The following is a 25,183-nucleotide window of genomic DNA, read 5'->3' as shown; positions in this document are numbered from 1 at the left end:
AATTCCCTTTCTTGGGTGCTTAACTCTTTCTTGCCGACAAGCGATTGCTTAACCAGGCTCGTGCGAAATAATAGAGAGCGGCGAGCGCGATGAAGCCTCCCGCCAATATCGACCAGTGAACGTTGTAGACCACACCGAAGGATACTTCGCTCTGCAAATGTTCTACACTGCTATAGCTTTCCACAATATCCGGAACGTAGCTGCGAGTCAGCATCATCCCGGACACGACTGCCCAGGCGACCCATCCCCCGATCACGACCAGGCTGAACAGCAGCGCTTCGATAACATATCGGACCCTCATTTCCCGTGCATCCCATCCCTTCGTCCCTGATCTTCCAGAGCCTGCCATCATCCGTATCGGTCATGCGCCCTCCTTGATCTCCTTGCGAAAATAAACCAAAGAAAGGTGCTCGTTAACTTGCACTTCCTTAAATTTCTCGTAGCCCAGCTTGCCGTAAAACCTGATATTCCGTTCGCTCTTATGCCCGGTAAACAGCTCGATCGCCCTCACATGAGGGAAGGCGTCTTCGACGGCTTTCATCAGCCGCTTGCCGATTCCCCGGTTCTGATAATCGGGATGCACGATCAGCTTGCCGATCGTACACTGCCCGTCCGCCACCAGCACCCTGACCGAGCCCGCTATTTTCCTGTCTTCCACCGCCTTGAACACAATCCAATCTTCCGCTTCCCTCTCCAAATCTTCCAAAGTTTGCGTGAGCGGCTGAATGTTGTAATCGTCGTAGATCGCGGCCTCGCTCTGATAGGCGGCATACTGCAACTCCAGTATTTCCGGCAAATCCTCTCTGTCAGCTCTTGCAATCGACATCCCAAGCATCCTCTCCAACTCCGAAGCCTGCGTCTTCGTTCATTTTTCTAACATTTATTTTACCAGAAAATACATCAATTGTCGGAGGCCTTTCGGACGATTTCTTGTTTTCTGTCGTTTACGATTAGTTGGAAGACGTCCGGACGGCTGTAGTGGCCGACGACGTCGAAGTCGAACCGGCTCTGCACGACTTTGGAGAGATCGAGCGTGGCAACCAGAAGCCCCTCCCGGTCGTACAGCGGCTCTGCGACATAATTGCCGAGCGGATCGACAATGGCGCTGCCTCCCCTGCTGAGCACTTCTTCGTCCTTGAGAAGATCCTCATGACGCGCCAGATCTTCGGGATAAGAGGCTTTCGTCGCATACTGGTTGCTGGAAAGCACGAAGCAGCGGCCTTCGCAGGCGATATGGCGAATCGTCGATTGCCATGAGTCGCGGGCGTCTGCCGTAGGGGCTACATAGATGTCGATTCCTTGGGCATAGATGGCGGCGCGGGCGAGCGGCATGTAATTTTCCCAACAGATCAATCCGCCGACCCGGCCGAAGGGGGTATCGATCACGGTCAGCGTACTGCCGTCTCCTTGCCCCCACAAGAGGCGCTCGGAGCCGGTAGGTACGAGCTTGCGGTGCTTGCCCAGAAGCTCTCCGTCGGGACCGATGTACACAATCGAGTTGTACAAGGTGCCCCGGCTGAATTCCCGATCCCGCTCCACCGCCCCGACAATCAGATATACGCCGAATTCCTTGGCCAGCTCGCCCAACTTGTCCGTCTCTGCGCCGGGAACGTCGATCGAGCTTTCCCAATACCGCTGCCAGATCCGTCTTCCCTCCTCCGTCCGGCTGCCGACGCGGGCGCCGAATGCCAGCCCTCGGGGATATCCGGACAGAAATACTTCGGGAAACACGATCAGCTTAGCCCCTTGCACCGCGGCTTTCCGCGTCAAGCTCTCGATCGCTTCCATGGCGGAGGATTTATCGAACAGAATGGGCGCGGCTTGTACGACGGCGACTTTGACATAACGGTTTCTCATGACGGTTCCTCTCTCCTCATTTCGAAATTGACGGCTTTGACCCTATGATATCGGATTCGGGTCGTTAACAGACCCTCCATTTCCCCGTTCTTTTCCCCATCCAAGTTCAACGAATCGTTACGGAATCTTCGGGATTTGCGCGAATTCGGGTTTCTTGTTTTCAGGAAAACAGTGGTATGATAATAAGCGCATCAGGTTCGATAGCACGACGGGAGAGTATATTCATGTGGAAGCCGGACCGGCACAGTCGACAACCTCTATACGAGCAAATCGCCGATCATCTCGAACAGAGAATATCCTACGGCGAATTTCCGCCGGGCAGCTTGCTGCCGTCGGAACGCAAATTGGCCGCTCAGCTTGGAGTCAATAGAAGCACCGTCATTATGGCCTTCGACGAGCTTCGGGCAACGGGACTCATCGAAAGCCGGACGGGCAGCGGGACCCGCGTCAGCACATCCAAATGGGAAGTGGCGCCCAAGCATACGCCCAATTGGAAACGCTATTCCGAAGGCGGCCACTTCCTTCCCAATCTGCCCTTCATGCGCAAAATTCGGGAGGCTCTGGCCTCGGACCCGGCCCTCATCGATTTCGCCAGCGGTGAATTGGCCGCGGATCTGGCCCCGATCGACGAGATCGCCGCGCTCATGAGCGAGCATCGGTATACTTCGTATTTGGGCTACGATAATCCTCAGGGCTACGTTCCGCTCAGACAAGCGCTGGTTGCCTACCTGGAGAAGCATCGGGGCGTTCGCGCAACCGAAGCCTCGATCCTGATTACTTCCGGCTCGCAGCAGTCGCTGTATCTCATTACGCAATGCTTGCTGTCGCCGGGAGACGCCGTCGCGATCGAAGATCCTTCATACTGTTACTCCCTGCCGATGTTCCAATCCGCGGGCTTGCGGCTGTTCCGGCTTCCGGTCGACGAGCACGGCGTTCGTCCCGAGGACGTTCGGGCATTATACAAGAAGCACCGCATCAAAATGGTGTTCACGAATCCGAATTTTCAAAACCCGACGGGATCCGTTCTGGCCGCAGAGAGACGCAAGCAGCTGCTGGAGGCGGCGAGCGAACTGGCGCTGCCGATCGTGGAGGACGATCCGTTCAGCTTAACCGCTTACGATGGAATGGCTCCCGCGCCTCTTAAATCGATGGACGAGGTCGGTTCCGTCCTGCACATCGGCTCTTTCTCCAAGATCGCTGCCTCCGGTCTGCGAATCGGCTGGATGGTCGCTCCCCGCGCCATCGCGGAGAGGCTGGCCGACGCGAGACAGCAGATGGACTTCGGACTGAGCGTCATTCCGCAGCAGGTGGCCGCGCAGTTTCTGAATTCGCCTTATTTCGTTCCACATCTGGAGCGGCTGCGCGCGCAGTTGCTGTTTAAGCGGGACTTGTTGATCGAAGCGCTGAACAGGGAGCTTCCGGGTTTGATTCGGTTCACGGTTCCCAGCGGGGGACTGCATCTGTGGTGCAAGCTGGTTCCCGAGATTCACGACGGCAAGCTGCTGGAGGAGGGAATTCGGAGGGGAGTCGTCTTCGTGCCGGGCAGCGTGTACGGTTCGGATTCGGGCTTCGTCCGCTTTACGTTCGCCAGAGCCCGAACGGAGGACATCGCGGAGGGGATCGCCAAGTTTGCCGAAGCTCTGCGGGCTTCGATCGGCGGTTAACCGGAAGCAACCGCGGAGCTTTCGCTCGGCGGTTGTCAGCGCATGAGGATGGGAAAACGGCGTCTAGTCGTTCAACGCGATCACGATGACGATTACCGCGATAATGCCGACTACGTAAATTCCGCCGAGACGCAGCCACTTTTTGCCTGTATTTTGAGTATAGCGGGGGTCCGATTCTCGATTGCTCTTCGATTGACCGATGATCAGCGTCGCTGCCAATCCTGCAACCATAACGACAACGACAATCGCCAGCAGCCATTCCATGCTCATCACCTGCCTAATGGATTGTGAATAGGCCAATCTTGTTATCTCCGTCTCACAACCCATTATAATGAACCGCCCGCAGAAGTAAACCAACCATTTCCGATCTTTTTTGCCCGTCCAGTTGTTCCTCCCTTCAAGATTGGACCGTCAAGCGGCTGCGCATCGCTAACCCGAATGGAACGAAGGACGCCAGACACGTTCAAGCGACATCACGATCAAGGTAGCGGCCAGCAAGCCGTTACCCAATACGTACTGGACGGCTGCGGGAAGCGCTGCGGGCGCGGATGCGGACGCTATCGTAAAGCCGATTCCGATCAGAAGCCCGATTCCCGCGATCTTGAGCTCCCTCTCCCCTGTCGCTGCGCGCGACAACGACTGAAGCGAATTCGCGGTCATCTGCACGAAAGCGGCAAGAGAAACTGCGCTCGCGACGGAGGTCGGCAGGTGAGCCAGATGATGGACGATGCCAGGGACAAGCGATATGCCCGCCAACGCGGCGCAAGCGACGAGAAACGATTTTCTGCCCGTCTGACCGGTCATCCGGATGAAGCCGGCCGTTATCGGCAGCGGAACGACGCCGACGGAGCTGAAGGCGGACGCCAATCCGTGCGAGATTCCTCCCACGACGCTGCCTCGGTTATAGTCGCTCGGCCCGACCGATTGACGGCGCGGCACCTCTTGCTCCGCGGCCGCGATCGCCGCGAACAGATTCGAGATGAGAATCAAAGTGAACAGCACCGCCGTCGCCGCCATTCCGGCATTCAAGCTCGGACTTCCCCACGCCCAAAGCTCCGGAAGCCGAATCCACTCGGACGACGGCACCGCCGCCTTCGGTTCGCCGCCAATCCACGCATGTGCCCCCCATCCGCACGCGATTCCGATCAGTATCGCATAGTTGCGGGTCCAGCCTCTGCCCCTGACGGTAAGAAACACCACTCCGGCAAATACGGCGACAGCGACAAGTGTTTCTTCGAGACGAATGCTGCCCCCCTCCCCGTTGACGCCGAGCATCCCTTTCAGCAAAACGCCGCTAAGCTGCAGAGAAAGAATAAATAAAAACGTGTGCGTAACGAGCGGAGTAAACCAATTCAGCAGCCGGTAAAAAAGCTGGGTCACGCCGAGCAGCAGCAACAGCGCTCCCGCGATCAGCATACCGCCCTCCAACAGACGCAGCGCGTCTTCCCCGCTCATTCCTTGCCGTTCCGCCATTCCCGCCATCATAATAAACACGCTGACCCAAGAGCCGGCCGGACCGTCGATGACCGGGAACCGATGCCCCGCTATCGCCTGCAGCATCGAACTGACTCCGACGACGAAGAACGTACGCTGCATCAGCGAAGTAATCTCCTCCTGAGCCAGCCCGAAGACGCCGCCGATCACGATCGGCAGCGCTATGGAGCTCGCCGCGATGAAGATGAACCACTGCAGCGCGCTCAACCCTTCTTTTCCTAGCGATAATCGCTTCACTCTCTTTCCCTCGTTTCCATGGCAGTCGAAATCCCCGGCCGTCGCGGCAGGGGATTTCGACTCGTTAACGCTATGATGTTGTTGATGTTTGTTGATGTTACTGATGTTATTGACGGTATTGGAGGTACAACATCGGAAACAGCTTTCTCTTCTCTTCCTCGTCGGGCGTTCGGCCGTAATCCGCCACCTCGAAGGGCTCCGCGTATCGAACGCGGGAGGCGGCTTCCTTGCCGTAGAACGTTTCAAGCGGGGACTTCATTTCCTCTGAGACGTCCAGAAACGCGCTCCAGTTGTCCAGAATGTACTGCCGCCTGTCCTCCCACCCGGACGGAACGGAATCCAGGAATCCCCGCTGCCAAGGCGCGAATTCGTAAAATTGGGAAGCATGGGCGTCGCAGCCCAGCAGCTTCTTCTCGATCGCGGAATCGACGGCCACGACGATGTCCGGCCGGTACGCGCTCCTCTTGGCGTAATCCGGCATAAGGAGGAACAGCGGGGATTTCAGCAAATGCGGCGCATCGGGCACGGCATTGGGCACCATCGCGATGAAATCCGCGCAGTCGCGAACGATTTTGCCCGCTCCGCGATTGTCGACATGGCCGGGTCCGTCCGGATGAAACGTCAGGACGACGTCCGCTTTCCAATTGCGGACGAGGCGGATGACTTCCGAACGCACCTCGTGCGTCGAGGAGAGCTGGCCGTCCGGAATGTCCAGAATCGTATATTCTTTCACGCCGAGCCTGCGGGCGGCTTCGTAGGCTTCCTGCGTTCTTCTCTCGATCAGTTCCTTGCCCTTCATGCTGTAATGACCGCAGTCTCCGTTCGTCAACGAGACGAACTTGACGTTATGGCCGAGCTCGGCGTACAGAGCGGCCGTGCCTCCGGCATAAATCTCGGCCTCGTCGGGATGCGCGGCGATGACGATAATTTGCAATGCTTCGTTCATTGTGTAGAATCCTCCAAGCGATTTAACCTTTGACCGCTCCCGCGGTCAAGCCTTTAATAACGGTCTCCTGCGAGATCATGTAGAGGACGAGCAGCGGCGCGATCGAGATGGCGATCGCCGCCATCATCGCCCCGTAGTCGGTTCCGTATGCATTCGAGACGAGCGAGAGCAGCACGGAGATCGGCTGCATGTCCCGTACCGGCAAGTAAACGAGCGGCATAAGCAGTTCATTGTATGACCAGAGGAAAATCATGATCGACACAGTGGCGAAAATCGGCACGCAGAGCGGCAGCAGAATGCGCCAGAAGATTTTCCAGATGGACGCTCCGTCCACGACGGCCGCCTCTTCGAGCTCTCCGGGCAGCGCCGCCATGAAGCCGGTCATCATGAGAATGGCAAAGCTCAGATTGCCTGCGATCTGAGGCAAAATGACGGACCAGTAGGTGCCGTTCAGGTGCAGTTCCTTAATGATCATGAAGTTCGGTATGATGACCGCGAACTGCGGCAGCAGCATGCAGACGACGAACAGAACGTTAAACAGGCTCTTGCCCCTGAATTGAAACCGGGACAGAACGAACGAGGCCAGGCCCCCGAAGAACGCAACGCCGAGCACGACGGAGCCGGAGATGAGCAGGCTGTTCGCGAAGCCGCGCAAAATGTTAAGGTTGCCGTACTCGTTCAGCTTGACGTAATTGACGAAGCTGAAGGTGTCCGGCAGGCCGAACGCGTTGGTCAAAATTTCGTCGGACGACTTAAGGCTGCTCAGCAGCACCCATAGCAGCGGAACGATGGTCGTGCACGCCCACGCGATCAGCACCGCATAAACGACCGTTCTGCCGGCGTAGCGGCCGGGGCCGCGCCTTTGCCCGATATTTTCCGCGACGGTAGACATCGCTGTTCCCTCCCGATCAGTAGCTAATCGTATCTTTCTTGACGGCTTTGTTAAGCAGCACGGTGATCAGAATGCCGAGCAGCATCATGGCGATGACGATCGTGCTGGCATATCCGGCGTTCTGGCCGTTGAAGGCTTTGTCGTACATATACGTGCTGAGCAACTCGCTGGAGTTCATCGGGCCGCCCTTAGTCACGATGTAGACGACGTCGAACACCTTGAGCGCCCCCGCGGTCGCAAGCGTCAAGCAGGAAGCGATCACGTCGCGAAGCAGCGGAATCGTAATTTTGAACGCTTTCTGTATGCCTGTAATTCCGTCCAATTGCGCCGATTCGTAGATGTCCTCCGGAATTTTCGAAATGCCGGTCAGGAAAATGACGAAGTAAAAACCGACGTATTGCCACAGAATCGGAATCAGCACGAGATAGATCGAGCTGTGCTCCGTCAGCCAGACTTGCTCGGGTAGACCGAGGGCGCGCATAATCGCGTTCAGCAATCCGTAGTCGTAGTTGTAAATAATCGAGAACATCAGGCCGATGGCCGTCCCCGAAATAACGATCGGGAAGAAGTAGACGGTCCGGAAAAACTTGAAGCCCCGCTTCACGCTGGCCGTCAGCAACGCCAGCGCGAGTCCGCCCCCGGCCTGCAGCACGATCGCGCCGACGATAAGGATAAGGGTGTTTCTCAAGGCGATGCCGACGACCGGGTCCTGAACGAGCTGCCGGTAATTGTCCAACCCGATGAACGTCTTCTTGTTCGAGAAGTTGTACCAATCCGTGAAGCTGTAATAGACCGATTGGATCAAGGGATAGAGCAAAAACGCGAACAAAAGGATGACCGTCGGCGACAGGAAAAGCACGATGTAGCGTTTGTCTTTGAAATTCACTTCCGTTCCTCCTTAGGAGGCAAGCTCCCGGGCTCATCCGACGAGTCGCGACCGGCCTTGCGTGCCGATCTCCGGGAGCGCCTGCCCGCTTGCCTAACCTTGATTGCGATCGCTGAGCTTCTTCGCCTGGGCAAGCACTTCTTCCGCCGTTTTCTTGCCGTACGCCAGGTAGCCCAAGCCTTTCAGGAAATCGGTATACGACTCGCGGGAAACGAAAGAGTCGATCGGCATGACGAAATCCTTCGCCTGGGCGACCATCTCGTTGCCGGCTGTGAGCAGCGGCGCCGTAGTGCCCGTATCCGTCGTTTTAACCGCGTAGGTTCCTCCGACGGCGGCGAATTTGCCGGCCACGTCCGGCGACGTCATATACTTGACGAAGGAGAGAGCGGCGTCGTACTGGGCTTGATCGTCGTTTTTCTTCATGTACCAGCCCGAGCCGAAGCCCGACACGATCATGTTCTCGCCTTTGCCGCCGGGAACGAGCGGGAACGGCGTGATCTGGATCGCCGGGTTGGAGGACAAGCCGACGGCCGTCCAGGAGCCGTTGAACATCATTGCCGCCTTGCCGCCGGAGAACAGCGCTTGCGCCTTGTCGTCGTCCAGCGTCAGCGCATCGCGAGGGAAAGCGTTGCGGTCGCTCAGCTCTTTGATCAAGTTCAGCGCCGGGGCCCAAGACGGATCGTACGCCAGCTTCTGGCCTTCGGGGCCGACTTGGGACAGAACAAGCGCCTCTTGGATGTAAGGCGTTGTCAGCGACGTGGCGATCGGAATGATGTCGTTGGCGGCGAGCGTATCAACCGCTTTCATAAAGGCTTCGAACGTCGTCGGGGCTTCGAGCTGATGCTTGTCGAACAACTCCTTGTTCCAGAACAATCCTTCGTAGAAGCCGATATACGGCAGGGAATATTGCTTGTCTTCGTACTTCACCTTGTCAAGAATAGCCGCGTTGAACGTGCTCGCCCACTCGGGATCTTTGGCCAACTCGTCTTCCCAAGACACGATCTCGTTCGTCTCCTGCAAAATCTTCGTCTCGCTGCCGTTGAAGTAGAACAGAACGTCGGCCAGGTTACCCGTCGCCGCGTCGGCTTTCACCTTCGTGCGCAGCGCCTCTTGGTTAACCGGGGTCGACTCGTCGACGATCGCAATGTTAGGATTGGCCGCCTGAAAAGATTGGACCGCATCGGTCCATGCCGACACCCACGGATCCGATCCGGCAAATGACGTCGCTACGCGCAGCTTGACCTGCTTGCCGCTATTCGGCGAGGAAGCGCCTTGGGTAGAAGAAGCGGCGTTGTCTTTGTTGCCGCCGCATCCGGCCAGCAATCCTCCCGCGAGCGCGGCGAGCAGCAGTGAAACGGTCATCTTACGGCTTGCTTTTCTGATCTGCATTCCTGGACTCTCCCTTTGATAAAAGTTATATATTGAACTCGGACACACCGGTTTGCCCGAGAATCAACCTTTGTTCATAATGGCGGGGAATTTAGTTAATTAAGTTTCCTAATTATATAGAGAGGAGAAAGCCGCTTTACACGGACTTCTCCAGCAGCAGTTCGTCGAATACCGAATCCAGCGCCAAGCTGATGCCGCCCAGGACGACCGCCTTGCTTCTCAACGCCGTCGTCCTGATCGTCGGAGGCGCAGGAATCCGCCTCCTCACTTCCTCCGCCAGCGTCTCCGTATACGTATCGCCCAGCGTCGCAAATCCCCCGCCGAGGATAATGCAGTCCAAATCCAGCAGCAATTGCATGTTGGAGACGGCGATGCCCATCATGCGCGCGCTCTCGCGCACGTGCTTGACGCAGAGCGCATCGCCCGATAGAGTCGCGCGGATGACGGCGTTAAAGTCGATGCGGTCCGGCTTGCCCCCCGCTTCATCCAGAACGGAGCTCTTGGCTCCGAGCTCAACCTCATCTCGCACGGCCTGTACGAGCGCTTTGACGGAAACCAGGTCGCCTAGAAGGGGCAAAGCGGCCCCGTCGGTCGGCGGCTGCCGGTCCATGACGAATCGGCTCAGCTCGCCGGCTCCGTATTTACTCCCCTTGAACAGCGTCCCGCCGAGCACGATGCCGGTTCCTACTCCGACGTCCGCGCTTACGAAAGCCGCATTGTCGCTGTCCTTCGCCGCGCCGAAGTTTCTTTCCGCGATAATGGCTGCGTCGATATCCTTGTGCAGCAGCACCGGGACGTCGAAGCGGCGTTGAAACAGCTCGCGGAAAGGCACCTTGCCCAGCGGAGCCAAGTAAGAGCCGCATTCGACGATGCCCTTCACGCTGTCGACGATGCCCGGGACGGACACCGAGATCGTCAGCAGTTGGCTTGGAGCGATGCCGCCCTGCTTAAGCAGTTCACCGATTTTCTCCGTCAGCAGTTCCATTAATTGTTCGGTACGATACAGCTCCAGGTCGAATTTCAATTCGCTCACTACGACCGGTTCCAGATCGCTGAGAGCCAGCGTGATGCATGGGTTGCTTAAGTCGATGGAGATCAAGTAGCCGAACCGGGTATTGAGCTTCAACAGCTTGGCTTTGCGGCCGACGCTCGACGTCTCTTCCCCCGTCTCCCGCACGATGCCGAGCTCGATGAGCTGGTCGACGTTCGCGCATACGCTCGGCACGCTTAATTGCAGCGTCTTGGACAAGACGCTTCGGGTGGCGCTCTCTTTTTCGCGTATTGTCGAGAGAATCAGATTTTGATTGGTCATGCGAACCAGCGTCTGGTCCGCCGAACGTTTAGCCATTCTTTATTCCTCATTTCCGGGCGTAACCTTGCCAATACATTAATTAGGTTTATTAATTAATAGATTAAGCGTTTTCTGCCGGGCTGTCAATACGTTATTGCTTGGATCCGGGCAGCTTAAGCGTCATAAAATCTTCGTCGTAATACTGATCGTTGTATTTTAAGGCGTTCTTCTCCACCCCGTACGTGTCGAAGCCAAGCGAGCGGTAGAGCTTCTTGGCGGGCGCGTTGTCCGATACGACGGCCAGATTGATCTGCTCCAGTCCGTCGTACTCCTTTGCCTTTTCGATCAACTCGACGAGAAGCCGTCTGCCGATCCCCTTGCCCCGAGCAGAGGGCGCCACATACATCCCGTATACGTTTGCTTTGTGCGAGGTTTTAACGCCGCTTTCGCGCACGAACGTCACGATTCCCGTCAATGATGAACCGTCCTCCGCAAACGCCCCTAACACAAACTTGTCCTTGCTGGGCGTAATTCGATTGATCATCGTCTCCAGCGTAAACTGCGCCTCCTGCTCGTAGGTAGAGCCGAACGCTTCCGGATTCGTCTGCAGCCCGGCGAGGCGCAATTGCCTGTACGATTCAGCGTCAGAATGTTGTAAAATCCGTATATTCATCGAAGTGTAATCTCCTTCGGGTCGTTCAGATTTCGATTCCATTTTTGTTGTTGCGGTCCTCGGCCAGCTTTTTCAATTCAAGGTTGCGGTGCTCCAAAAACTTCCTCATGTAATCCTTCAGGACAAGCTTCTCGACCCATCTTCCGATAATCCCGAGCGGAGCTTCGAAAGTTAACGTATCCGTCATGACGGTCTTGCCGTTCGCCTCTTCGAATTCATGGACGTGCCTCAGCCGCTTGAACGCGCCCTTCTGCATCTCATCCACGAACAAGTAAGGCTCGCGGTACTCGGTAATCAAGGAGGTGAGCCGCTGCCTGACTCCCAAATGCGTCGCTTCGAAAGTCACCGTCTGTCCCGGTCCGATCGGGCCGCTCGTAACGCCCCGAATCGCCTTTTCCTTCGTATGCTTCCACACCGTTCGGGTATGTACGTCTATGTCTCTCGCCAAGTCGAAGCAGTGCCGGATCGGCGCATTGATCTCTACTCGCGTTGTAACGGTCACCATGCGTTGTCGTCTCTCCTATTGCCCTAGCAGGTTTTCGATCAGTTCGATTTTTTCGTTATCCTTTTTGTTTCTTGTACCGATTCTGTAGCCGTCGAGCACGGATCGATTATAGACGGCGTAGTATTGGCGAAGATTCAGCAGTTTATATTTCGCTGCGCCGTCCTCTCTTTCCTCTATCTCCTCCGGCCTGATCCCGGCAAAGGCTTCAAGATCCTCGATATCCGCAAAAGCGATTTTGTGCTGTCCGTTATCGAATTCGCGTTCCCGAAGGTCGACGAGGGTATAGCCTCGGCTCTCGATCAGCTGCCGTAACTCATCCCAGCGATCTTGAAGAAACGCAAGCGGAACCAGGACGTCAATGTCCTCCGGATAGGTGTCAGCTCCCGTTAAAACTTCCAGTCCTAACGATCCGTACAATAGCGGCACGATATCCGATTGGCGATTGAAATCCTCGGCGAGCAGCAGAAAGCGTTCGTATAAAGTATTGTTGCTCACGGTGTTTCCCCTTTCACGCTTACGATTCTTCCCGTTCTTTTCGTTAACCGACGATCAAGTCTCGATCTGAAATATCGTGTCGACGATAATCGGCAGGTTGTCCCTTACCGAGACCGCGCCGAAGACGGAACGGGCATGAAGCCCCCTATCCCCGAACACCTCAAGCAGCAAATCCGAAAAGCCGTTAAGCACCTTATGATGCTCCTCGAAAGCTGCGCTTGCGTTGACGAAGCCTTGAACCTTTACCGCCCTCTTCACCTTATCCAACGAACCAAGCGCCGATTGCAGGACGGCAAGCACTTCGAGCGCCGTCTCTCGTGCGAATGCGTATCCCTGCTCCGTCGTATAATCGATTCCGAGTTTTCCTTTCGGATTGCCGGACGGACCTTTGCCCGAGACGTACATCAAGTCGCCCACGATAACGAAATTCGCGTATTTTGCGGCGGGCTGGCTTGCTGCGGGAAGGGTAATGTTAAGCTCATGCAGCCGATCCTCGATCCTATGTCCGGACATGTAAAAACCCCCAATATTATAAATATTGGAAAGAGTGTACCCCGATTCAACGGATTGGTCAATATGAACGGTCCGATTTCAAGCCACATTCGATGAAGGATCGTCGACCGAACGCGGCTTGATCCTGCCCTTATTCAACGGCTTCTTGCTTATCCGCTCTGGGCATGCGCACTGTTAAAACAAACATAAGGACGCCGAGTCCCGCGCAAACCCATGCCATGCTGTGCAGATGCGGGGTGGTGATATTTTTGCCGAAGAGCGCCGCCAGCAGGCTGGAAGAGAGGATCGTCCCGATAAAGCGGGACGTCATGAACAGACCGGAGGCGATGCCGGTCTCCGACTTCTTCACATAATCGTACAGCGCCGTCTGCATGCCCAGATTGTTAAAGCCGTTGGCAATCCCCAGGACGCACAGCACAAGGAAAATTGTCACAACGCTGGCCTGATCCCGAATCAACAGCAGGAGCAGACTTCCCGCAACGACGGAGAGTGTTCCGAACAGCAGCGAGGGCCTGGAACCGCTTCGGTCGATCCAGCGGCTGACCAACGGCGTGACGATGACGCTGAACCCGGCGATCGACAGCATGACGAGCCCCGCTTGCTGCGCATCCATCATTTGGACACGTTGAAGGTAAGACGGGATGCCGAACATAATCGAATAAAACGCCATATTGGTTAAAATAAACTGTACGTAGATCACCGTCACATTTCTGTTGCTCCTTAAGAAAGCGACGTTGATGAACGGCTTGCTATGGCCGATTTCATAACGGTATAACGCATACGTCAGTCCGGCGCTGACCGCAAGCATCCACAGACTGACCTCGCCGGCGAGCGACAGGAAGAAGAGCAGCCACATGAAGATCGTCGCGGAAAACAGAGCGACGCCCGGCCAGTCCATGTCGGAGGCGCGTCCTGACGTTTTCGGGTCTCTGGGGAACACTTTCCACGCCAGCAGGAAGGAAGCGATAATAAACGGAAAATTGCACAGGAAGATGAGCGGCCAATCTCCGTAGTGAAGCAGGAACCCGCCGATCGAAGGCCCGAACGCCGCCGATGTGCCGGAGAAGATCGACACGATGCCGAGCGCCTTCGCCTGGTTGGCGGTAATTTGGCTGCGAATCATCGCCATGCCCGACGGGAACAGTGCCGAGCTTCCCAGCGCCTGAATGATCCGAAATCCGATCAGCCAACCGAAGCTCGGGGCCAGCGGAGCAAGGCATGACGACACGGTGACGAGCAGCAGCCCGATCATGAACACCTTTTTACGACCGAATAAATCGCTCCACTTGCCCATAAGCGGCTGACCGATCGCACTTGCCAAGTAGTAGGTGGAAATGAGCCAAGACACGTCGGCAAACGTCAGCTGGAAATCCTCTTGAAGACGCGCCAGCGCAACCGAAATCATCGTCGTGTTCAGCGGATTCAGCAAGGTCCCGAGAGCTACGGCGGTAATGAGCAGCATTTCTTTTCGTTTAATCGCGTTCTGTTGGAGGGCCATGGTGTCTCCTTATCGTATCTCTTGCAGAGCCAGCTTATCCTTCGCTGCCTCTGATGGATTTCGCTTCATCGCAAGTGATTTTCGTCATAGTGATTTTTATCACATTAATCCGCGGCGCGGCGCTTTAATATAGGAGTCAGAAAGAATCTTCTTATTTGGAGGTTATGCTCATGAGCATTCCATTTCTGTCCAACCTGCCCCCTGTCGGCGAAAGCGTAGCGAAGCTGGCTGCGGAAGGCGGTCAACTCGCCGCGGACTATATCAGCGTATACGGATTTTTCGCTTTCTGTCTTGTGCTCGTACTCTTCTGCCTGACCGTTCCGGCCCATATGTATGAGAAACATTACAAGGTCGGGGACGATGCGCCTGTGGAGCCTGCCGTGGAATTGAACGTTAATTCGCATCAACAGAAATCGACCGATCCAGCCGCATGAGCCGGCAACGGTCGGATAATCGATATACTCCCGGGTTCCCGGCGCGGACGCCTCCTTGATCTATCGATCAGGAGGCGTCTTCATTTTCACGAAAATCCTCATACTGAACGTTGGAGCTTGGCGACCGTTAACACTTGCAGACCATCAGAAGGTTGCCGTCAGGATCTTTGAAATTAAACCACTGGCCATGCTCGATTCCGGTGACGAGGTTGACGTTCTTCCGTTTCATATAGCGATACGCCTCTTCGATATCGTTCGTGTTGAAGTGGAACGCCGCCACTTTGTAGACGCTGTCCTCGGAATAGATTTTGCTGTCCAGAACAAGGTTGGTTCCCTGCAAGGGGATGATATAGAGATGGCCGAACAGAATTTCTCCGTCAGCCGGGATGCCCAGAATATCGCAATACCAGTCGCGAGCTTGCTCGATGCTGCTTACCGGAATAAACACGGCTCCTATTTGGTTTAAAATCGGGGACGCCATGGCGGTTGCCTCCTATACGGATGATGATCGATTAGAGCAATGCCGGCAATTCGCTTAGATGCTTGATCGTATGCAGCGGCGCAGCGGTAATATGGTCTCTCCAAGGCTGATTGACCTTGAACCAGATTGTCCGCATTCCGGCGTTGGTCGCGCCTTCGATATCGTTCACCGGATGATCCCCGATGTAGAGACATTGTTCCGGTTGAAGCTCCAGCTTGGCGGTTGCCATTTCGTATATCGCACGATCCGGCTTTTTGACGCCTGCTTCTTCCGACACGAGAATGACGTCGAACATGTCTCTGATGCCCAGTCGATCGATTTTCCCATGCTGTATCGCCGTCTTGCCGTTCGTGATCAGACCGAGTCGATATTTCTCCCTCAAGCCGAGAACGACTTCTCGGGCTTGCTCCATTAGCAGGGCATGATTCACGTATTCACGCTTATAGAACGCCAACAATTCGGAATGCTCCGGCGGAATCCTCCATGGCAATTCATCGAGGAGCTCTGCGAACAATTCTTCCTTGTCCTTGTACCCGTCCTGGTCGAGCTCGATGATCCTGTCGAAAATTTCCCGAGTTTCATCGAGATGGCTGAAATACGTTGCGATGAAACCGTTCGTGAATTGCTCGAATGTTCTCGTCCGGTCAAGCAGCGTGTTATCCAGGTCGAACAAGATTGCTTGGATGGACACAAGGGTTTCCTCCTTAGTCTATCAACTTAAGTCGCGGCCACAGGTTCAACCAATTTTTACTTTTCACCCTGGATCTGTAATAATCGGCATCTTCGAAAAACGGACTGCGCTTGATTTGCAGACTGAACAGATCTTCCAAGCCTAGAGGGGCAATAACTTTTAACTTGCCGGCGTAGTCCAGCGCGACTCCGACGGCAGTTGCGGTTTCCGGCCAACGCTTCATGGCATCTTCGACAGAGCGATAAGGCTGCTCATCGTTTCTTTGATGCATTCTGGCTTGGTTTTTAACCGACCAATTGTACTCGGGCTGCCGCTTGGTCAATCGTTCTTCATAGCGCTTCTCGGTCTCTTCCCGAAGATCGGCTGTATCGTAATAAAGAACGTCGATATCGTTCAACGGCGTAAACCTGCTCTTCCCGTGAAAATGATCCCACACAAAATTTCTTACGTACCCCGCCGCTATGCATCCGTTCGGCAAGCCTAAGGAATGGACGAGCTTCAGGTCTCTCATAAGGAAGGGATGAGTTCGTAATAAGTCTATAAGTTCATCTTCATGCTTCATTAAGGTCCCCTTGCTCCCCGTTGATTCGCTGTTAAGCACCTTTCGATCTGCTTCTCGATGTCTTTCCTCGATTTGGCAAGATAAGGTTGTTTGCCGTAATCCTGTACGACTTCAATGGCGCTTCGGTAGTCGTAGCGATGATTCCAATGCACGAGCATCTTGTATAGATTACTAAACGATTGCGTGTAATTCCATGGACGAATTCCTGTTCGAGACAAAATAAACCTCTTGAGGATCCGGTAGTCCCGTATGTACACGTTCGGGGCAAGTATAAAAACCAGATCCGCTTGCTCGATCGAACTCAGCGTCCACTCTTTATATTGGACTCCTTCTATGATCCACGAGTCCGAGCGAAGAATCGAGGCTAACGTTGCATCTCTGACTTCTTCCGGAAATTTCAAGTTGCCCTCACTTCTATCCCAGATCATATTATCGACCTCGAAGCAAGGAATGCCGTACTTTTCCGACAGTTGTTTCGCCGCCGTAGACTTACCGCCCCCGCACGAACCGATAATCCGAATTTTCATTGTGGGAAATGCGGCTTAAGCATGTATTTAATCGCGGGATAGGAAACGACGTTTCTATCTCTATAAGTTGCCGCGATGACGTCGTCGAATCGGCTCAAAATTCCGTTTTGCAACATAACAGGGCTGAATCCCCTCTCTAGCGCTCCATTATAGGTAAACAGGACGCAGTGCTCCGCGGCATCGCCCGCGATGACTAAAAACTCAACGCCTTGATCCCGTAGAATTTGCTCCAGCTCGGTTTTCCAAAACGAATTCGAATACTCTTTGGTCAACGTCCGATCCGCTGCTTCGACTTGAATTTCCGGAATCGTATCGTAGACTTCTCTGTTCTCTTCGGTCAGCCCTTCGGTGTCGCGAATATGGATAACGACATGACCGTTCGAGCGGATCATATTCGCTGCGTAATTGATATATTCGCAGGCTCTGTCTACGTTTTTCTTCTCTATCCCTTCCAAGTGAACGCTCTGCATATCGATAACTAGAAATCCTAATAAAAGGCTAACGGCAATATTCTCATTAGAGAGCCGTTTCCATTACTGTATTCGTCCTGCCCTCCAGCAAAATCAGGTCTAACGAACTCTTCGGTTAATTTCTCGATAGCTTTCTTCGTGGCGATCCCTACATCGAATACCTCTCCGTGCGAAGTCCAATATCCTTCCCATAACCAGGAAGAAAACTTATCCGCTATATCATATAAATCAATCTGCCTGCACTGACAAATACTTTCCATTAAACAGAATGTCAATGAGCTATCGTCGGACCATGTGCCAGGAGGTTGATTATAGGTTCCGTACCCTATCATTTCCGAGACCGGTTGTCTCTCAAGCACTTCTCGTGATCTAAATTCAACAGGAACGCCAAGTGCATCGCCTAGGCAAAGCCCTACCACACCATTGATTATTTTAGATTTCAAGAAATACCCTCCAAGCCCGGATTAGTCCGATTTTAAGTACTTCGATTATCGAGCGGAGATTCTATCGAAATTTCTTAATACCTGCAAGATGCTCAAAGTAAGCTAACCTTTCCACTCCCGATCTGACGAAGCTCCACGAGTTTCCGTCCTTTCGATTATCGGAGCGGTACGTTAAAAGGTAAAAATACCATTTACGATTTCAATGCCTTTATTGTTCATTTCGGTCGGATTATCTTTATACTCTTGTTGAACGTATTCGTAGGAGTTCCATTCATAATTCTCCAGTCTGAGCAGTTCCGCAATTTGATTAACGGGATCCCTCTCCATGGCTTCTTCAAAATCGGATATGTAAAATATCTTTGTAATATCCAGAGGCGTGACCGATCTCGGTTTATTGGGATTCAGATTTATTAGATCTACAAGCCTTTCTCTATGATACTCGTCTTGATTCACCTCAATCTCTTCCTCCCATGTACATTCGAAATGAAAGGTTCTCCGGCTTCCATCATAGACACTTAAAGACCAACCGTGATCTTCGGCATGAATTAAATGAACCAGAATCCCCTTATTACGATTAATGAGTCTTTTGTTCGGTTGGAAGCTTTTTCCGCTTGGCAGTATCGTTACCCAATTATGACTTGCCGGATATACGTATCCTCGAAGCCATGCACTTTTTAGAAGCTTTATCCCTTCGTTCTGTTCCGTTGAAAACAGATGGTAGCTCTCGCTGAACTCGCTCACTCTAACACTCCCTTGAATGCCAAGCTTTGATTCCATTCCTCGACGAGAATGCTGTATTGCAGCTCGTTGTCCCACCCGCCATTTTTGTACCTTACTTTTCGAAATTCGCCTTCTCTTTTCATCCCGGTTTTGATCATGACTTTTTCGGAGTTTGCATTATTCGCGTTGCAGCGCGCAAATACGCGATGGACGCCCAATTGATTAAAGCAAAATTTAATGAGGCAATTGGCTATTTCGGTTGCATATCCTTTCCCCCAGAATTCCGGGTGCAGAAAGTATCCGATTTCCGCGCTTCCGCCGTCCCTATTTTTCTTTATGATCCCGGCATCGGCAAAACCGATGAATTGACGGCCGGTCTGGTCGAACACGGCGTATTCGAAAGTTAAGCGATTATTGGTCGTTCCATTATTTTTCAAGATGTTCTGAAAGTAGGGAAGCAAATCTTCTTCGCTATCCGCCTTATCCATAAGCGCATATTTCATGATGGTTTCGTTAGAGAAAATGGAATAAAACAAGGAGAAATCCTCTTCTCCGAATTCTCTGAAATATAAACGATCACTTCTCATCTGCGTAAGTCCCCTTCATCAGCTGCTGCTTCCCCTCGCCACCTTAAGCGGTTGGTTCCCGGCGGTTAGAGTATCTTTTCATAAAACACAATGGTCATCTTATCGTTTATGACTTCCGTCTTACCGGTTCTCTTATAACCTAGCTTCTCGTAAAGATAGCAATTGCCCCGTTCCTGCAATATTGTATCCAACTCCCACGCGCTCGCCTCGCTATACAATTGTTCGACGATGGCGAATACTTGTTGAGCGATTCCTCTTCCTTGATGTTCCGGCAAAATAAATATAGGGCTTACCCGATAGATGCTGTTGTCTTTCCGGAGAATTCTAATCGCGCCCACGGCAATGTTTGAATCTTTAATGATGTAATAGTCCGAAAAGGGTTGGTTCATTCTCGCTATAATCCGCTCGACTGACTCGTTAGCAGGGCTTGTTTCGAAGTCCCGGTACTTGTCCAACAACGGCATGAACGCCTTGATCTGCATCTCATGAATGGCGGACGCTTCGCTGTTTCCGGATTTATGTAATGAAATATCCATAGAATTTACTCCTCAACAATGCCTTGCATTTCATAAGGGTAATCGATTTGCTTTTTGATCAGTTCCACGGCTTCCGCATTAACGAAAAGCCCGACCATATACAGAGCAAGATCGATGGAAGTCGCTACTCCTCCGGCCGTAATGAGATTGCCGTCCCGCACGATTCGGCATTTGACAACTTCCTTGCAGTACGGCTCCAGCAATTCGTATACATTGGGGTGCGTTGTCGCTTTCTTATTCTTAAGAAATCCGGCTGCTCCGAATAATAGAGAGCCGGTACATACGGATACCAAAAATTTTACGTTTTCAGCTTGTTTGATCCAACTCACGAATTCCTCGTCGTGCCTCAGATTTCGGGTCCCCATGCCGCCTGGAACGAAAACCAGATCGTATTGGGACAAATCCGGCTTCACCCGGCCTACCCGAACGGTCAAGCCCAGTTCATCGGATATTTCCTCCGACAGCCCGCAAATGTCCCACGTCGTGCCTTTGGTCTCTTCGAAGAGATTCAGGCGGTAAATAACGTCGTAAAAGCCGATAAAATCCAAAAACGTAACTCCGTTAAAAAGAACGAACGCAATCTTCATGGGATCATCTCCTAGGGCGTGTATGCAACCTCCGAGGATAGCAACGGAAAACTAAGCCTGGCGACGTGAACGGTCAGGATACCAAATAGGCGATTAACAAGGAAATCAGTCCGGAAATGATCATTACAAACGGCTTAAATCTGAAAATCAAAATCCGGTTTTCCATTGCATATTTAAGAGACCCTTGACTTGTCATCTCTCGAATTTCCCGCTCTGCCTCCAACGACGCTTCCGCTGCATTATACTGGCTATTGGGCATGAAGCGATTGCCGAACGCTCTGCCTTGCATCGAAAAATAAAGCCCTGAAATCAGGACCAACAACCCAATGACAAATGTCGTATCCGACAAAGAAAAATCATAGAACCTGCTTATCCCGTAGGCAAGCAAACAAATCACTCCGACTGATATTACAGAGACAATCGCCAACCATTTAAGTTTGTGGACGATGTTAGTCCCGCCTATTTTTGAATTTTGAACGTAAATTTCCAATCCGCCGTGTTGCCGGAATACCTTCCGCGATTTTCTTTGACCGTTACCTTCAGCGCTTTATTCACAGCTTTGGAAACGGAGGACGCCTTGATCGAGGCGGTGGATGTTCCTACATCCGGGATCTTATCCTGCTCCTCGGCGTAGGCTTTTAGCTTAATACTTTCAGTTGGTTTTAGGTTTAACGTAACCGTCGAACCTTTTTTAATTTCTTTGCCGTTAACATAGGCGGCCGTGTACCACTCATTGCCGACATGATTGTTTTCTACCAATTCGATGCTTACCAGGGTCACTTTTATTTTTACCGTTTTCGCAGCCGCGGCAGTCGCCGGCTGTACGAGCAAAATAGAAAGCAGAGAAAGGATAAGCAAAGACTTTATGCCTTTATACATCAAGTTGGCCTCCCTATGAACGAAATACATGCTTTATTTACCTATTTCTACAAAATACAGCCTATCCCTTCTTTACTGAATGAATTGAAATAGGAAAAGACGACGCCTGCCAGACTTGCTGACAAGGTGTCGTCTTTTTCACTGCTCAGGTGCGTATTCATTCCAATCTTCTGCTGCAAATGCTCTTTGGTCTGCTGCACTTTCAGATCGTAGTCCGCCAGCTTCTCGTACATTATTATCTTATCCGCTTCAGTCTGAGCAGGATAAGAGTCATTCGACACATGAAACCAAACCTTCACCTGATCTCCGGCTTTATAGCGCTTGGAATTACGGACCTTTACCCAATATACTTCCTTAAACTTACCGGAAGATAGGATAGATTCTACCGATTCGCCAGCTTCCTCTCTTGTGATGCCTCCGACTACTAATATTCTGCTTCCCTCCGTTGCAACCACTCTGCCTGTCAACTGGGGATCTCCGAGCGCAACTCTGTTGCACGCATTCAACGACATAAGCAGTAATGCGGTAAGGACAAGAATGAATGATTTCTTTATCGCATTCTTCTCCCTTCATTTATTCTTCTGAATGCGCGACTAATTTTCCGGCTTCAATCTTGCTATGAATAATGTTGAGTAAGTGCTTCCCCAGATTTTCTGTGGATTGTAGTTGACCGGATTGATGTGCTCGTTTGAAGAAATTCGCCATTTCATACTGCTCTTCGCTTTTCTCGCGTGCGACTGCCTGCATTTCAGTGTCAACCATTCCGGGATCAACGGCAATGATCTCTACTGGATGCTCTCGCCTTCTTTGCTCTTCCCCGACGCATCGGGTGAACATGTTCATCCCGGCCTTTGCCGTACAATACACGCTCATTCCTGGCGCCGGGTACGACCCTGATCCCGAAGATATATTCATGATCTTTCGCCTCGCTGAAACGTGGTTAAATTGCTTAATGAAACAAGCTGTCAAGACCGTTGGAGCAATTAAGCTTACCTGCAGGTTTGTATTTATCTCTTCGGGACTGCACTGATCTATTGACTTCAAAGGCTCAAGCATCGCGGCATTGTTTATCAGACAAATCATCTCCGTACGTATGCTGTTGCCGTTAATTCGTCCGGCAATCTCGCTCACCAAGCGCTCAATACCCAGTACATTGCCTAAATCAAAATTGAAATGTTCGTATTTCGTATAGCTGCTTAACAGCGCAGAAGCCCCTCGTGAAATCCCATAGACAAAATAACCTTCCTCTAGAAGCAGTTGGGCTAACTTCTCTCCGATTCCCTTCGACGTTCCGGTAATAATGAAATGGTTCATGTTCACTTCCTCCTGGAACTGCAACCATTCTCCACTTCCCACAAAAGAATGTGCTAGTCGCTTCTTCTTCAACTCTTATGCACCATTATTGTCGTGATCAAGATGCTTTGTACAGTTATGAAGCTCGCATGTCCATCGATTATCTTGTTTCTTCAAAATCGTTAACGACGTATTATCAAAATGCGTTGAAGGAAAATCAGCCACCAAATGAATAAAACTAAATTGAATTAGCGCGCCATGAGAAACAACCAGAACATTTTCTCCTGGATGCCTCAAGTAGATTTCTTCCAGAAAATCTTTACCTCTCTTTTGGACTTCTTCAATGGACTCGATGCCAAGGTCTACGTCTCTCCAGCCTGTTCCCCATTTTTCGATTCTTTCCGCTTCCGTTGTCCCCTCGATCTGCCCTCCTGATCTCTCCTTAAGGCGATCGTCAAAATGAACATTTAACCCTGTAGCATCCGCTATAAGAAGTGCGGTTTGTTTGGCTCTTTCAAGTCCACTTGAATAAATGTGATTCCACTGCCCCGACTTAAGTCTGCCGGCTAACAGCTTGGCTTGGTTAATTCCGTCTTGATCAAGAGGAATATTAGAGCTGCCTTGCGCTCTCCCCTCTTTGTTCCAACTGGTACTGCCATGCCTGATTAAAGCTATAGTTGCCATGCTGTGATTCCTTTCCGGATTAAAATTTACCGATCTCACATTCGTGTTCATTGCGTCAGGACCACAAAACCTAACCAACCAATAACGCAATATACCGGCACGCTTACCAAGAATGACATTATATATCTGTTCTTCTTTATGAGTAATCCGGAGCCGACGTATAACAAGGGGAATATTAATCCCCCTATCAGAAACCCCGGCCATCCTGCAAGATACAAAGACATCGGAATGATTAATAGGGCCGCGGCATACAGACTTCGATGGCTCTTGAATAATATTCCGAGGACAGAACAAATGATCGATGCAAGCATGCATGGCCAGAACAATAAAGTAATCATACCTAGTCACGCCTTTGTCGTTTGTGTGCAGCTTAGGAAGCTGATAGCTGCTAACATTTCTGTGTTCTCATACCATCCTAATTGAGGTTAGTGCTCAAGCTGCTCCAGCCGGAACCACAGAGGTTCTCTCATAAATACATAAACTTAAGACTTTGTATTCCCTATATCTCCCTCGGAACGATTCATTATCCTTCTGCCCTTACTTTTCCTTGTCGCAATAAAATAAATCAGAATCGTTAATTGAACTACAGCAAATATAAACGGTAAAAACAGCTCCCATAATCCCCAATCCCATGTTAACGGCATTATCCCTCTGGAATTACCTTGTATTTTTGCATAAGTCATAAATAATAATCCAGGAATAGCAGAAAAAACGACCCACTTAATTAAAGTATTCTTGTTTTCCGACCTTACCGCAAAAACCCCATTCGGTATACTAATACATATTAGAACGGTATATACAGGAACATAAGGGAAATTCGATTCCGCAAAAATAGAGCTGTTATATACCACGCCTAATACATAGTGAGCAGCAATAATCATCAAAAATCCAAGAGTTAATTTCAACGCCATTCCCCCTGAACTAATGGTCGAACTGAGAGATGACACATTTCTCAAGAGAGGCTACGGCTGTTTTCCTACAGCTTTTTTAATATATTCATAATCAATTTGATTTCCTTTTGCTTTATAGAAAAAGCCCTTGTATCGAATTGTATCCGATGAATTTATGATTAATTTTTTCGCCGGTTTTCCCTGATGATTGTAGATCGTTGTTCTGTAGCTATAGCCCATATAAAAGAAAGCCCATTTATCTTTCTGAAATGTAACTTCATTTAGGTTGTTGATGATGTACTGGATCGCTGCTGTATCGGTTATTTCCGTCTCGTAGCCTGTGTTCCCATCAAAAATCTTAATACTGGAAACCTTGTCCGGCTTGATGTTGACGATTGTATGCGGAATATAAGTAAGTCCATAAAGCAGAGCTAATGCAGCCAGGATCCCGACAAAAATCAGCGTTTTTTTATATTTTCTCATCTAATCATCCTAGAATAGCACTTTTATATCATGCAATGCTCTTTATGAATCTCTCGATTTGTTTTTTATGATGTTTGTCATGAGGAATAAATCCTCTCAGATACTTCCGAATGCTAAATTTCTTTTTGTCGCCGTCCACATATTCCCTTGTATACTCCATTTCATCAAGTCCGGAAATATCGTTAATGATCTTCATTCGGTATTCTACAAATTGTTCAAGGATGGTTTTCTTCGGATGCAGCTTCGAATACTCAATTGCTTTAGCGTTAAACTCATTAAAGTTCACATGTCTTACGGTCAGCGGTTGATTCTTTAATTTTTTCAATACCTTCCTCATAGAAGAATTTATCCCACAGCATAATATGCGTGATTACATCCTTCAAAGTCCATTTCCCTTCAGCTATTGGCGAATTCCAATATTCTTCAGTCAAACCATCCAAACTCAGTACATAAGAAATAAACGACTTAAATTCCTCAACCATTTCTGTTGTCGTTTTCGCCATTTAGCATCCCCCTAGAAATTAGTAGAAATCCCTTTCACTAATTCCATATTCACCTTACATATTCCTTTAATTC

At 51.3% G+C, this 25,183-nt stretch carries 34 protein-coding genes; 2 read left to right on the top strand and 32 right to left on the bottom strand.

Translation table 11 applies throughout. The features are described from left to right. Nucleotides 1–19 precede the first annotated feature (19 nt). From B0G52_RS09785 to B0G52_RS09775, 3 genes are all read right to left on the bottom strand, one after another. A complete protein-coding gene (locus B0G52_RS09785) occupies nt 20–301 on the bottom strand; it encodes a hypothetical protein (protein WP_094043634.1) in 282 nt (93 codons plus the stop codon). A gap of 60 nt (nt 302–361) precedes the next feature. Continuing rightward, complete coding sequence (locus tag B0G52_RS09780) at nt 362–826, bottom strand: GNAT family N-acetyltransferase (RefSeq protein ID WP_094043632.1); 465 nt, start codon at nt 824–826, stop codon at nt 362–364. Nucleotides 827–900: 74 nt separating this feature from the next. Further along, nucleotides 901–1,857, bottom strand: a complete 957-nt coding sequence (locus B0G52_RS09775) for a carbon-nitrogen hydrolase family protein (protein WP_094043631.1) — start codon at nt 1,855–1,857, stop codon at nt 901–903. 224 nt (nt 1,858–2,081) lie between these two features. On the opposite strand from B0G52_RS09775, the gene pdxR reads away from it, so the two are divergent. Further along, entirely contained in the window at nt 2,082–3,521 is a 1,440-nt protein-coding gene (pdxR, locus tag B0G52_RS09770) for a MocR-like pyridoxine biosynthesis transcription factor PdxR (protein WP_094043629.1), read from the top strand. A 63-nt stretch (nt 3,522–3,584) separates the two neighbouring features. Here the strand turns inward: pdxR and B0G52_RS09765 are convergent, their stop codons facing one another. From B0G52_RS09765 to B0G52_RS09710, 12 genes are all read right to left on the bottom strand, one after another. Beyond that, nucleotides 3,585–3,821 (bottom strand): hypothetical protein, encoded by a 237-nt coding sequence (locus B0G52_RS09765; protein ID WP_143762548.1) that lies wholly within the window; start codon nt 3,819–3,821, stop codon nt 3,585–3,587. A 129-nt stretch (nt 3,822–3,950) separates the two neighbouring features. After that, nucleotides 3,951–5,252, bottom strand: coding sequence for a purine/pyrimidine permease (locus B0G52_RS09760; protein ID WP_094043625.1), 1,302 nt, complete (start codon nt 5,250–5,252; stop codon nt 3,951–3,953). 106 nt (nt 5,253–5,358) lie between these two features. Further along, nucleotides 5,359–6,198 carry a PIG-L deacetylase family protein gene (locus tag B0G52_RS09755; RefSeq protein WP_094043623.1) on the bottom strand — a complete coding sequence of 280 codons (840 nt, stop codon included), beginning with the start codon at nt 6,196–6,198 and terminating at the stop codon, nt 5,359–5,361. A 22-nt stretch (nt 6,199–6,220) separates the two neighbouring features. Continuing rightward, entirely contained in the window at nt 6,221–7,090 is an 870-nt protein-coding gene (locus tag B0G52_RS09750) for a carbohydrate ABC transporter permease (protein WP_094043621.1), read from the bottom strand. Between the two features lie 16 nt (nt 7,091–7,106). Beyond that, nucleotides 7,107–7,976: a carbohydrate ABC transporter permease gene (locus B0G52_RS09745; RefSeq protein ID WP_094043619.1), complete on the bottom strand. Its 870-nt coding sequence runs from the start codon at nt 7,974–7,976 to the stop codon at nt 7,107–7,109. Between the two features lie 93 nt (nt 7,977–8,069). After that, nucleotides 8,070–9,365 carry an ABC transporter substrate-binding protein gene (locus tag B0G52_RS09740; RefSeq protein WP_094043617.1) on the bottom strand — a complete coding sequence of 432 codons (1,296 nt, stop codon included), beginning with the start codon at nt 9,363–9,365 and terminating at the stop codon, nt 8,070–8,072. 136 nt (nt 9,366–9,501) lie between these two features. After that, a complete protein-coding gene (locus B0G52_RS09735) occupies nt 9,502–10,713 on the bottom strand; it encodes an ROK family transcriptional regulator (RefSeq protein WP_094043615.1) in 1,212 nt (403 codons plus the stop codon). Between the two features lie 94 nt (nt 10,714–10,807). Continuing rightward, nucleotides 10,808–11,329, bottom strand: a complete 522-nt coding sequence (locus tag B0G52_RS09730) for a GNAT family N-acetyltransferase (RefSeq protein ID WP_094043613.1) — start codon at nt 11,327–11,329, stop codon at nt 10,808–10,810. 25 nt (nt 11,330–11,354) lie between these two features. Further along, nucleotides 11,355–11,834 carry an SRPBCC family protein gene (locus B0G52_RS09725; RefSeq protein WP_094043611.1) on the bottom strand — a complete coding sequence of 160 codons (480 nt, stop codon included), beginning with the start codon at nt 11,832–11,834 and terminating at the stop codon, nt 11,355–11,357. 15 nt (nt 11,835–11,849) lie between these two features. Then, nucleotides 11,850–12,329, bottom strand: a complete 480-nt coding sequence (locus B0G52_RS09720) for a hypothetical protein (protein WP_094043609.1) — start codon at nt 12,327–12,329, stop codon at nt 11,850–11,852. Nucleotides 12,330–12,383: 54 nt separating this feature from the next. Continuing rightward, complete coding sequence (locus tag B0G52_RS09715; protein ID WP_094043607.1) at nt 12,384–12,842, bottom strand: RidA family protein; 459 nt, start codon at nt 12,840–12,842, stop codon at nt 12,384–12,386. A gap of 130 nt (nt 12,843–12,972) precedes the next feature. Then, entirely contained in the window at nt 12,973–14,340 is a 1,368-nt protein-coding gene (locus tag B0G52_RS09710) for an MFS transporter (RefSeq protein ID WP_094043605.1), read from the bottom strand. 170 nt (nt 14,341–14,510) lie between these two features. On the opposite strand from B0G52_RS09710, the gene B0G52_RS09705 reads away from it, so the two are divergent. Further along, nucleotides 14,511–14,774, top strand: a complete 264-nt coding sequence (locus B0G52_RS09705) for a hypothetical protein (RefSeq protein ID WP_094043603.1) — start codon at nt 14,511–14,513, stop codon at nt 14,772–14,774. A gap of 127 nt (nt 14,775–14,901) precedes the next feature. Here the strand turns inward: B0G52_RS09705 and B0G52_RS09700 are convergent, their stop codons facing one another. From B0G52_RS09700 to B0G52_RS35250, 17 genes are all read right to left on the bottom strand, one after another. Further along, nucleotides 14,902–15,255 (bottom strand): VOC family protein, encoded by a 354-nt coding sequence (locus B0G52_RS09700; protein WP_094043602.1) that lies wholly within the window; start codon nt 15,253–15,255, stop codon nt 14,902–14,904. Between the two features lie 31 nt (nt 15,256–15,286). Then, nucleotides 15,287–15,946, bottom strand: a complete 660-nt coding sequence (locus tag B0G52_RS09695) for an HAD family hydrolase (protein WP_094043600.1) — start codon at nt 15,944–15,946, stop codon at nt 15,287–15,289. A 13-nt stretch (nt 15,947–15,959) separates the two neighbouring features. After that, a complete protein-coding gene (locus B0G52_RS09690) occupies nt 15,960–16,457 on the bottom strand; it encodes a nucleotidyltransferase family protein (RefSeq protein WP_233162563.1) in 498 nt (165 codons plus the stop codon). A gap of 574 nt (nt 16,458–17,031) precedes the next feature. Then, nucleotides 17,032–17,544 (bottom strand): cysteine hydrolase family protein, encoded by a 513-nt coding sequence (locus tag B0G52_RS09680; protein ID WP_255407492.1) that lies wholly within the window; start codon nt 17,542–17,544, stop codon nt 17,032–17,034. Continuing rightward, nucleotides 17,523–17,948, bottom strand: a complete 426-nt coding sequence (locus B0G52_RS09675; RefSeq protein WP_094043592.1) for an ADP-ribosylglycohydrolase family protein — start codon at nt 17,946–17,948, stop codon at nt 17,523–17,525. Before B0G52_RS09675 ends, B0G52_RS09680 begins: the two co-directional genes overlap by 22 nt. 171 nt (nt 17,949–18,119) lie before the next feature. Further along, nucleotides 18,120–18,689, bottom strand: coding sequence for a hypothetical protein (locus B0G52_RS09670; RefSeq protein WP_094043590.1), 570 nt, complete (start codon nt 18,687–18,689; stop codon nt 18,120–18,122). Next, nucleotides 18,686–19,255, bottom strand: a complete 570-nt coding sequence (locus B0G52_RS09665; RefSeq protein ID WP_094043588.1) for a GNAT family N-acetyltransferase — start codon at nt 19,253–19,255, stop codon at nt 18,686–18,688. The genes B0G52_RS09670 and B0G52_RS09665 overlap by 4 nt, the downstream gene beginning before the upstream one ends. A 65-nt stretch (nt 19,256–19,320) precedes the next feature. Further along, nucleotides 19,321–19,791 (bottom strand): GNAT family N-acetyltransferase, encoded by a 471-nt coding sequence (locus B0G52_RS09660; RefSeq protein ID WP_094043586.1) that lies wholly within the window; start codon nt 19,789–19,791, stop codon nt 19,321–19,323. Nucleotides 19,792–19,796: 5 nt separating this feature from the next. Further along, a complete protein-coding gene (locus B0G52_RS09655; RefSeq protein WP_094043584.1) occupies nt 19,797–20,378 on the bottom strand; it encodes a DJ-1/PfpI family protein in 582 nt (193 codons plus the stop codon). A gap of 73 nt (nt 20,379–20,451) precedes the next feature. Beyond that, on the bottom strand, nt 20,452–20,766 hold the full coding sequence (locus B0G52_RS09650; RefSeq protein WP_094043582.1) for a hypothetical protein: 315 nt from the start codon (nt 20,764–20,766) through the stop codon (nt 20,452–20,454). 71 nt (nt 20,767–20,837) lie between these two features. Further along, entirely contained in the window at nt 20,838–21,257 is a 420-nt protein-coding gene (locus B0G52_RS09645) for a hypothetical protein (RefSeq protein ID WP_094043580.1), read from the bottom strand. 47 nt (nt 21,258–21,304) lie between these two features. Beyond that, nucleotides 21,305–21,724, bottom strand: a complete 420-nt coding sequence (locus B0G52_RS09640; protein WP_158223649.1) for a DUF3221 domain-containing protein — start codon at nt 21,722–21,724, stop codon at nt 21,305–21,307. A 106-nt stretch (nt 21,725–21,830) separates the two neighbouring features. Further along, nucleotides 21,831–22,571, bottom strand: a complete 741-nt coding sequence (locus B0G52_RS09635) for an SDR family NAD(P)-dependent oxidoreductase (protein WP_233162528.1) — start codon at nt 22,569–22,571, stop codon at nt 21,831–21,833. A 75-nt stretch (nt 22,572–22,646) separates the two neighbouring features. Then, entirely contained in the window at nt 22,647–23,234 is a 588-nt protein-coding gene (locus tag B0G52_RS09630; RefSeq protein ID WP_094043576.1) for a histidine phosphatase family protein, read from the bottom strand. 482 nt (nt 23,235–23,716) lie between these two features. Beyond that, a complete protein-coding gene (locus B0G52_RS09625) occupies nt 23,717–24,139 on the bottom strand; it encodes a hypothetical protein (protein WP_143762547.1) in 423 nt (140 codons plus the stop codon). Between the two features lie 57 nt (nt 24,140–24,196). After that, nucleotides 24,197–24,607, bottom strand: a complete 411-nt coding sequence (locus B0G52_RS09620; protein ID WP_094043572.1) for a hypothetical protein — start codon at nt 24,605–24,607, stop codon at nt 24,197–24,199. A 275-nt stretch (nt 24,608–24,882) separates the two neighbouring features. Then, nucleotides 24,883–25,110 carry a DinB family protein gene (locus B0G52_RS35250; protein WP_143762546.1) on the bottom strand — a complete coding sequence of 76 codons (228 nt, stop codon included), beginning with the start codon at nt 25,108–25,110 and terminating at the stop codon, nt 24,883–24,885. Nucleotides 25,111–25,183: the final 73 nt, after the last annotated feature.

The sequence above is a fragment of the Cohnella sp. SGD-V74 genome (assembly GCF_003001675.1).
Lineage (GTDB): Bacteria > Bacillota > Bacilli > Paenibacillales > Paenibacillaceae > Cohnella.
Note: the sequence above shows the minus strand (reverse complement) of the source record. Positions and strands in the feature narration are given on the sequence as shown.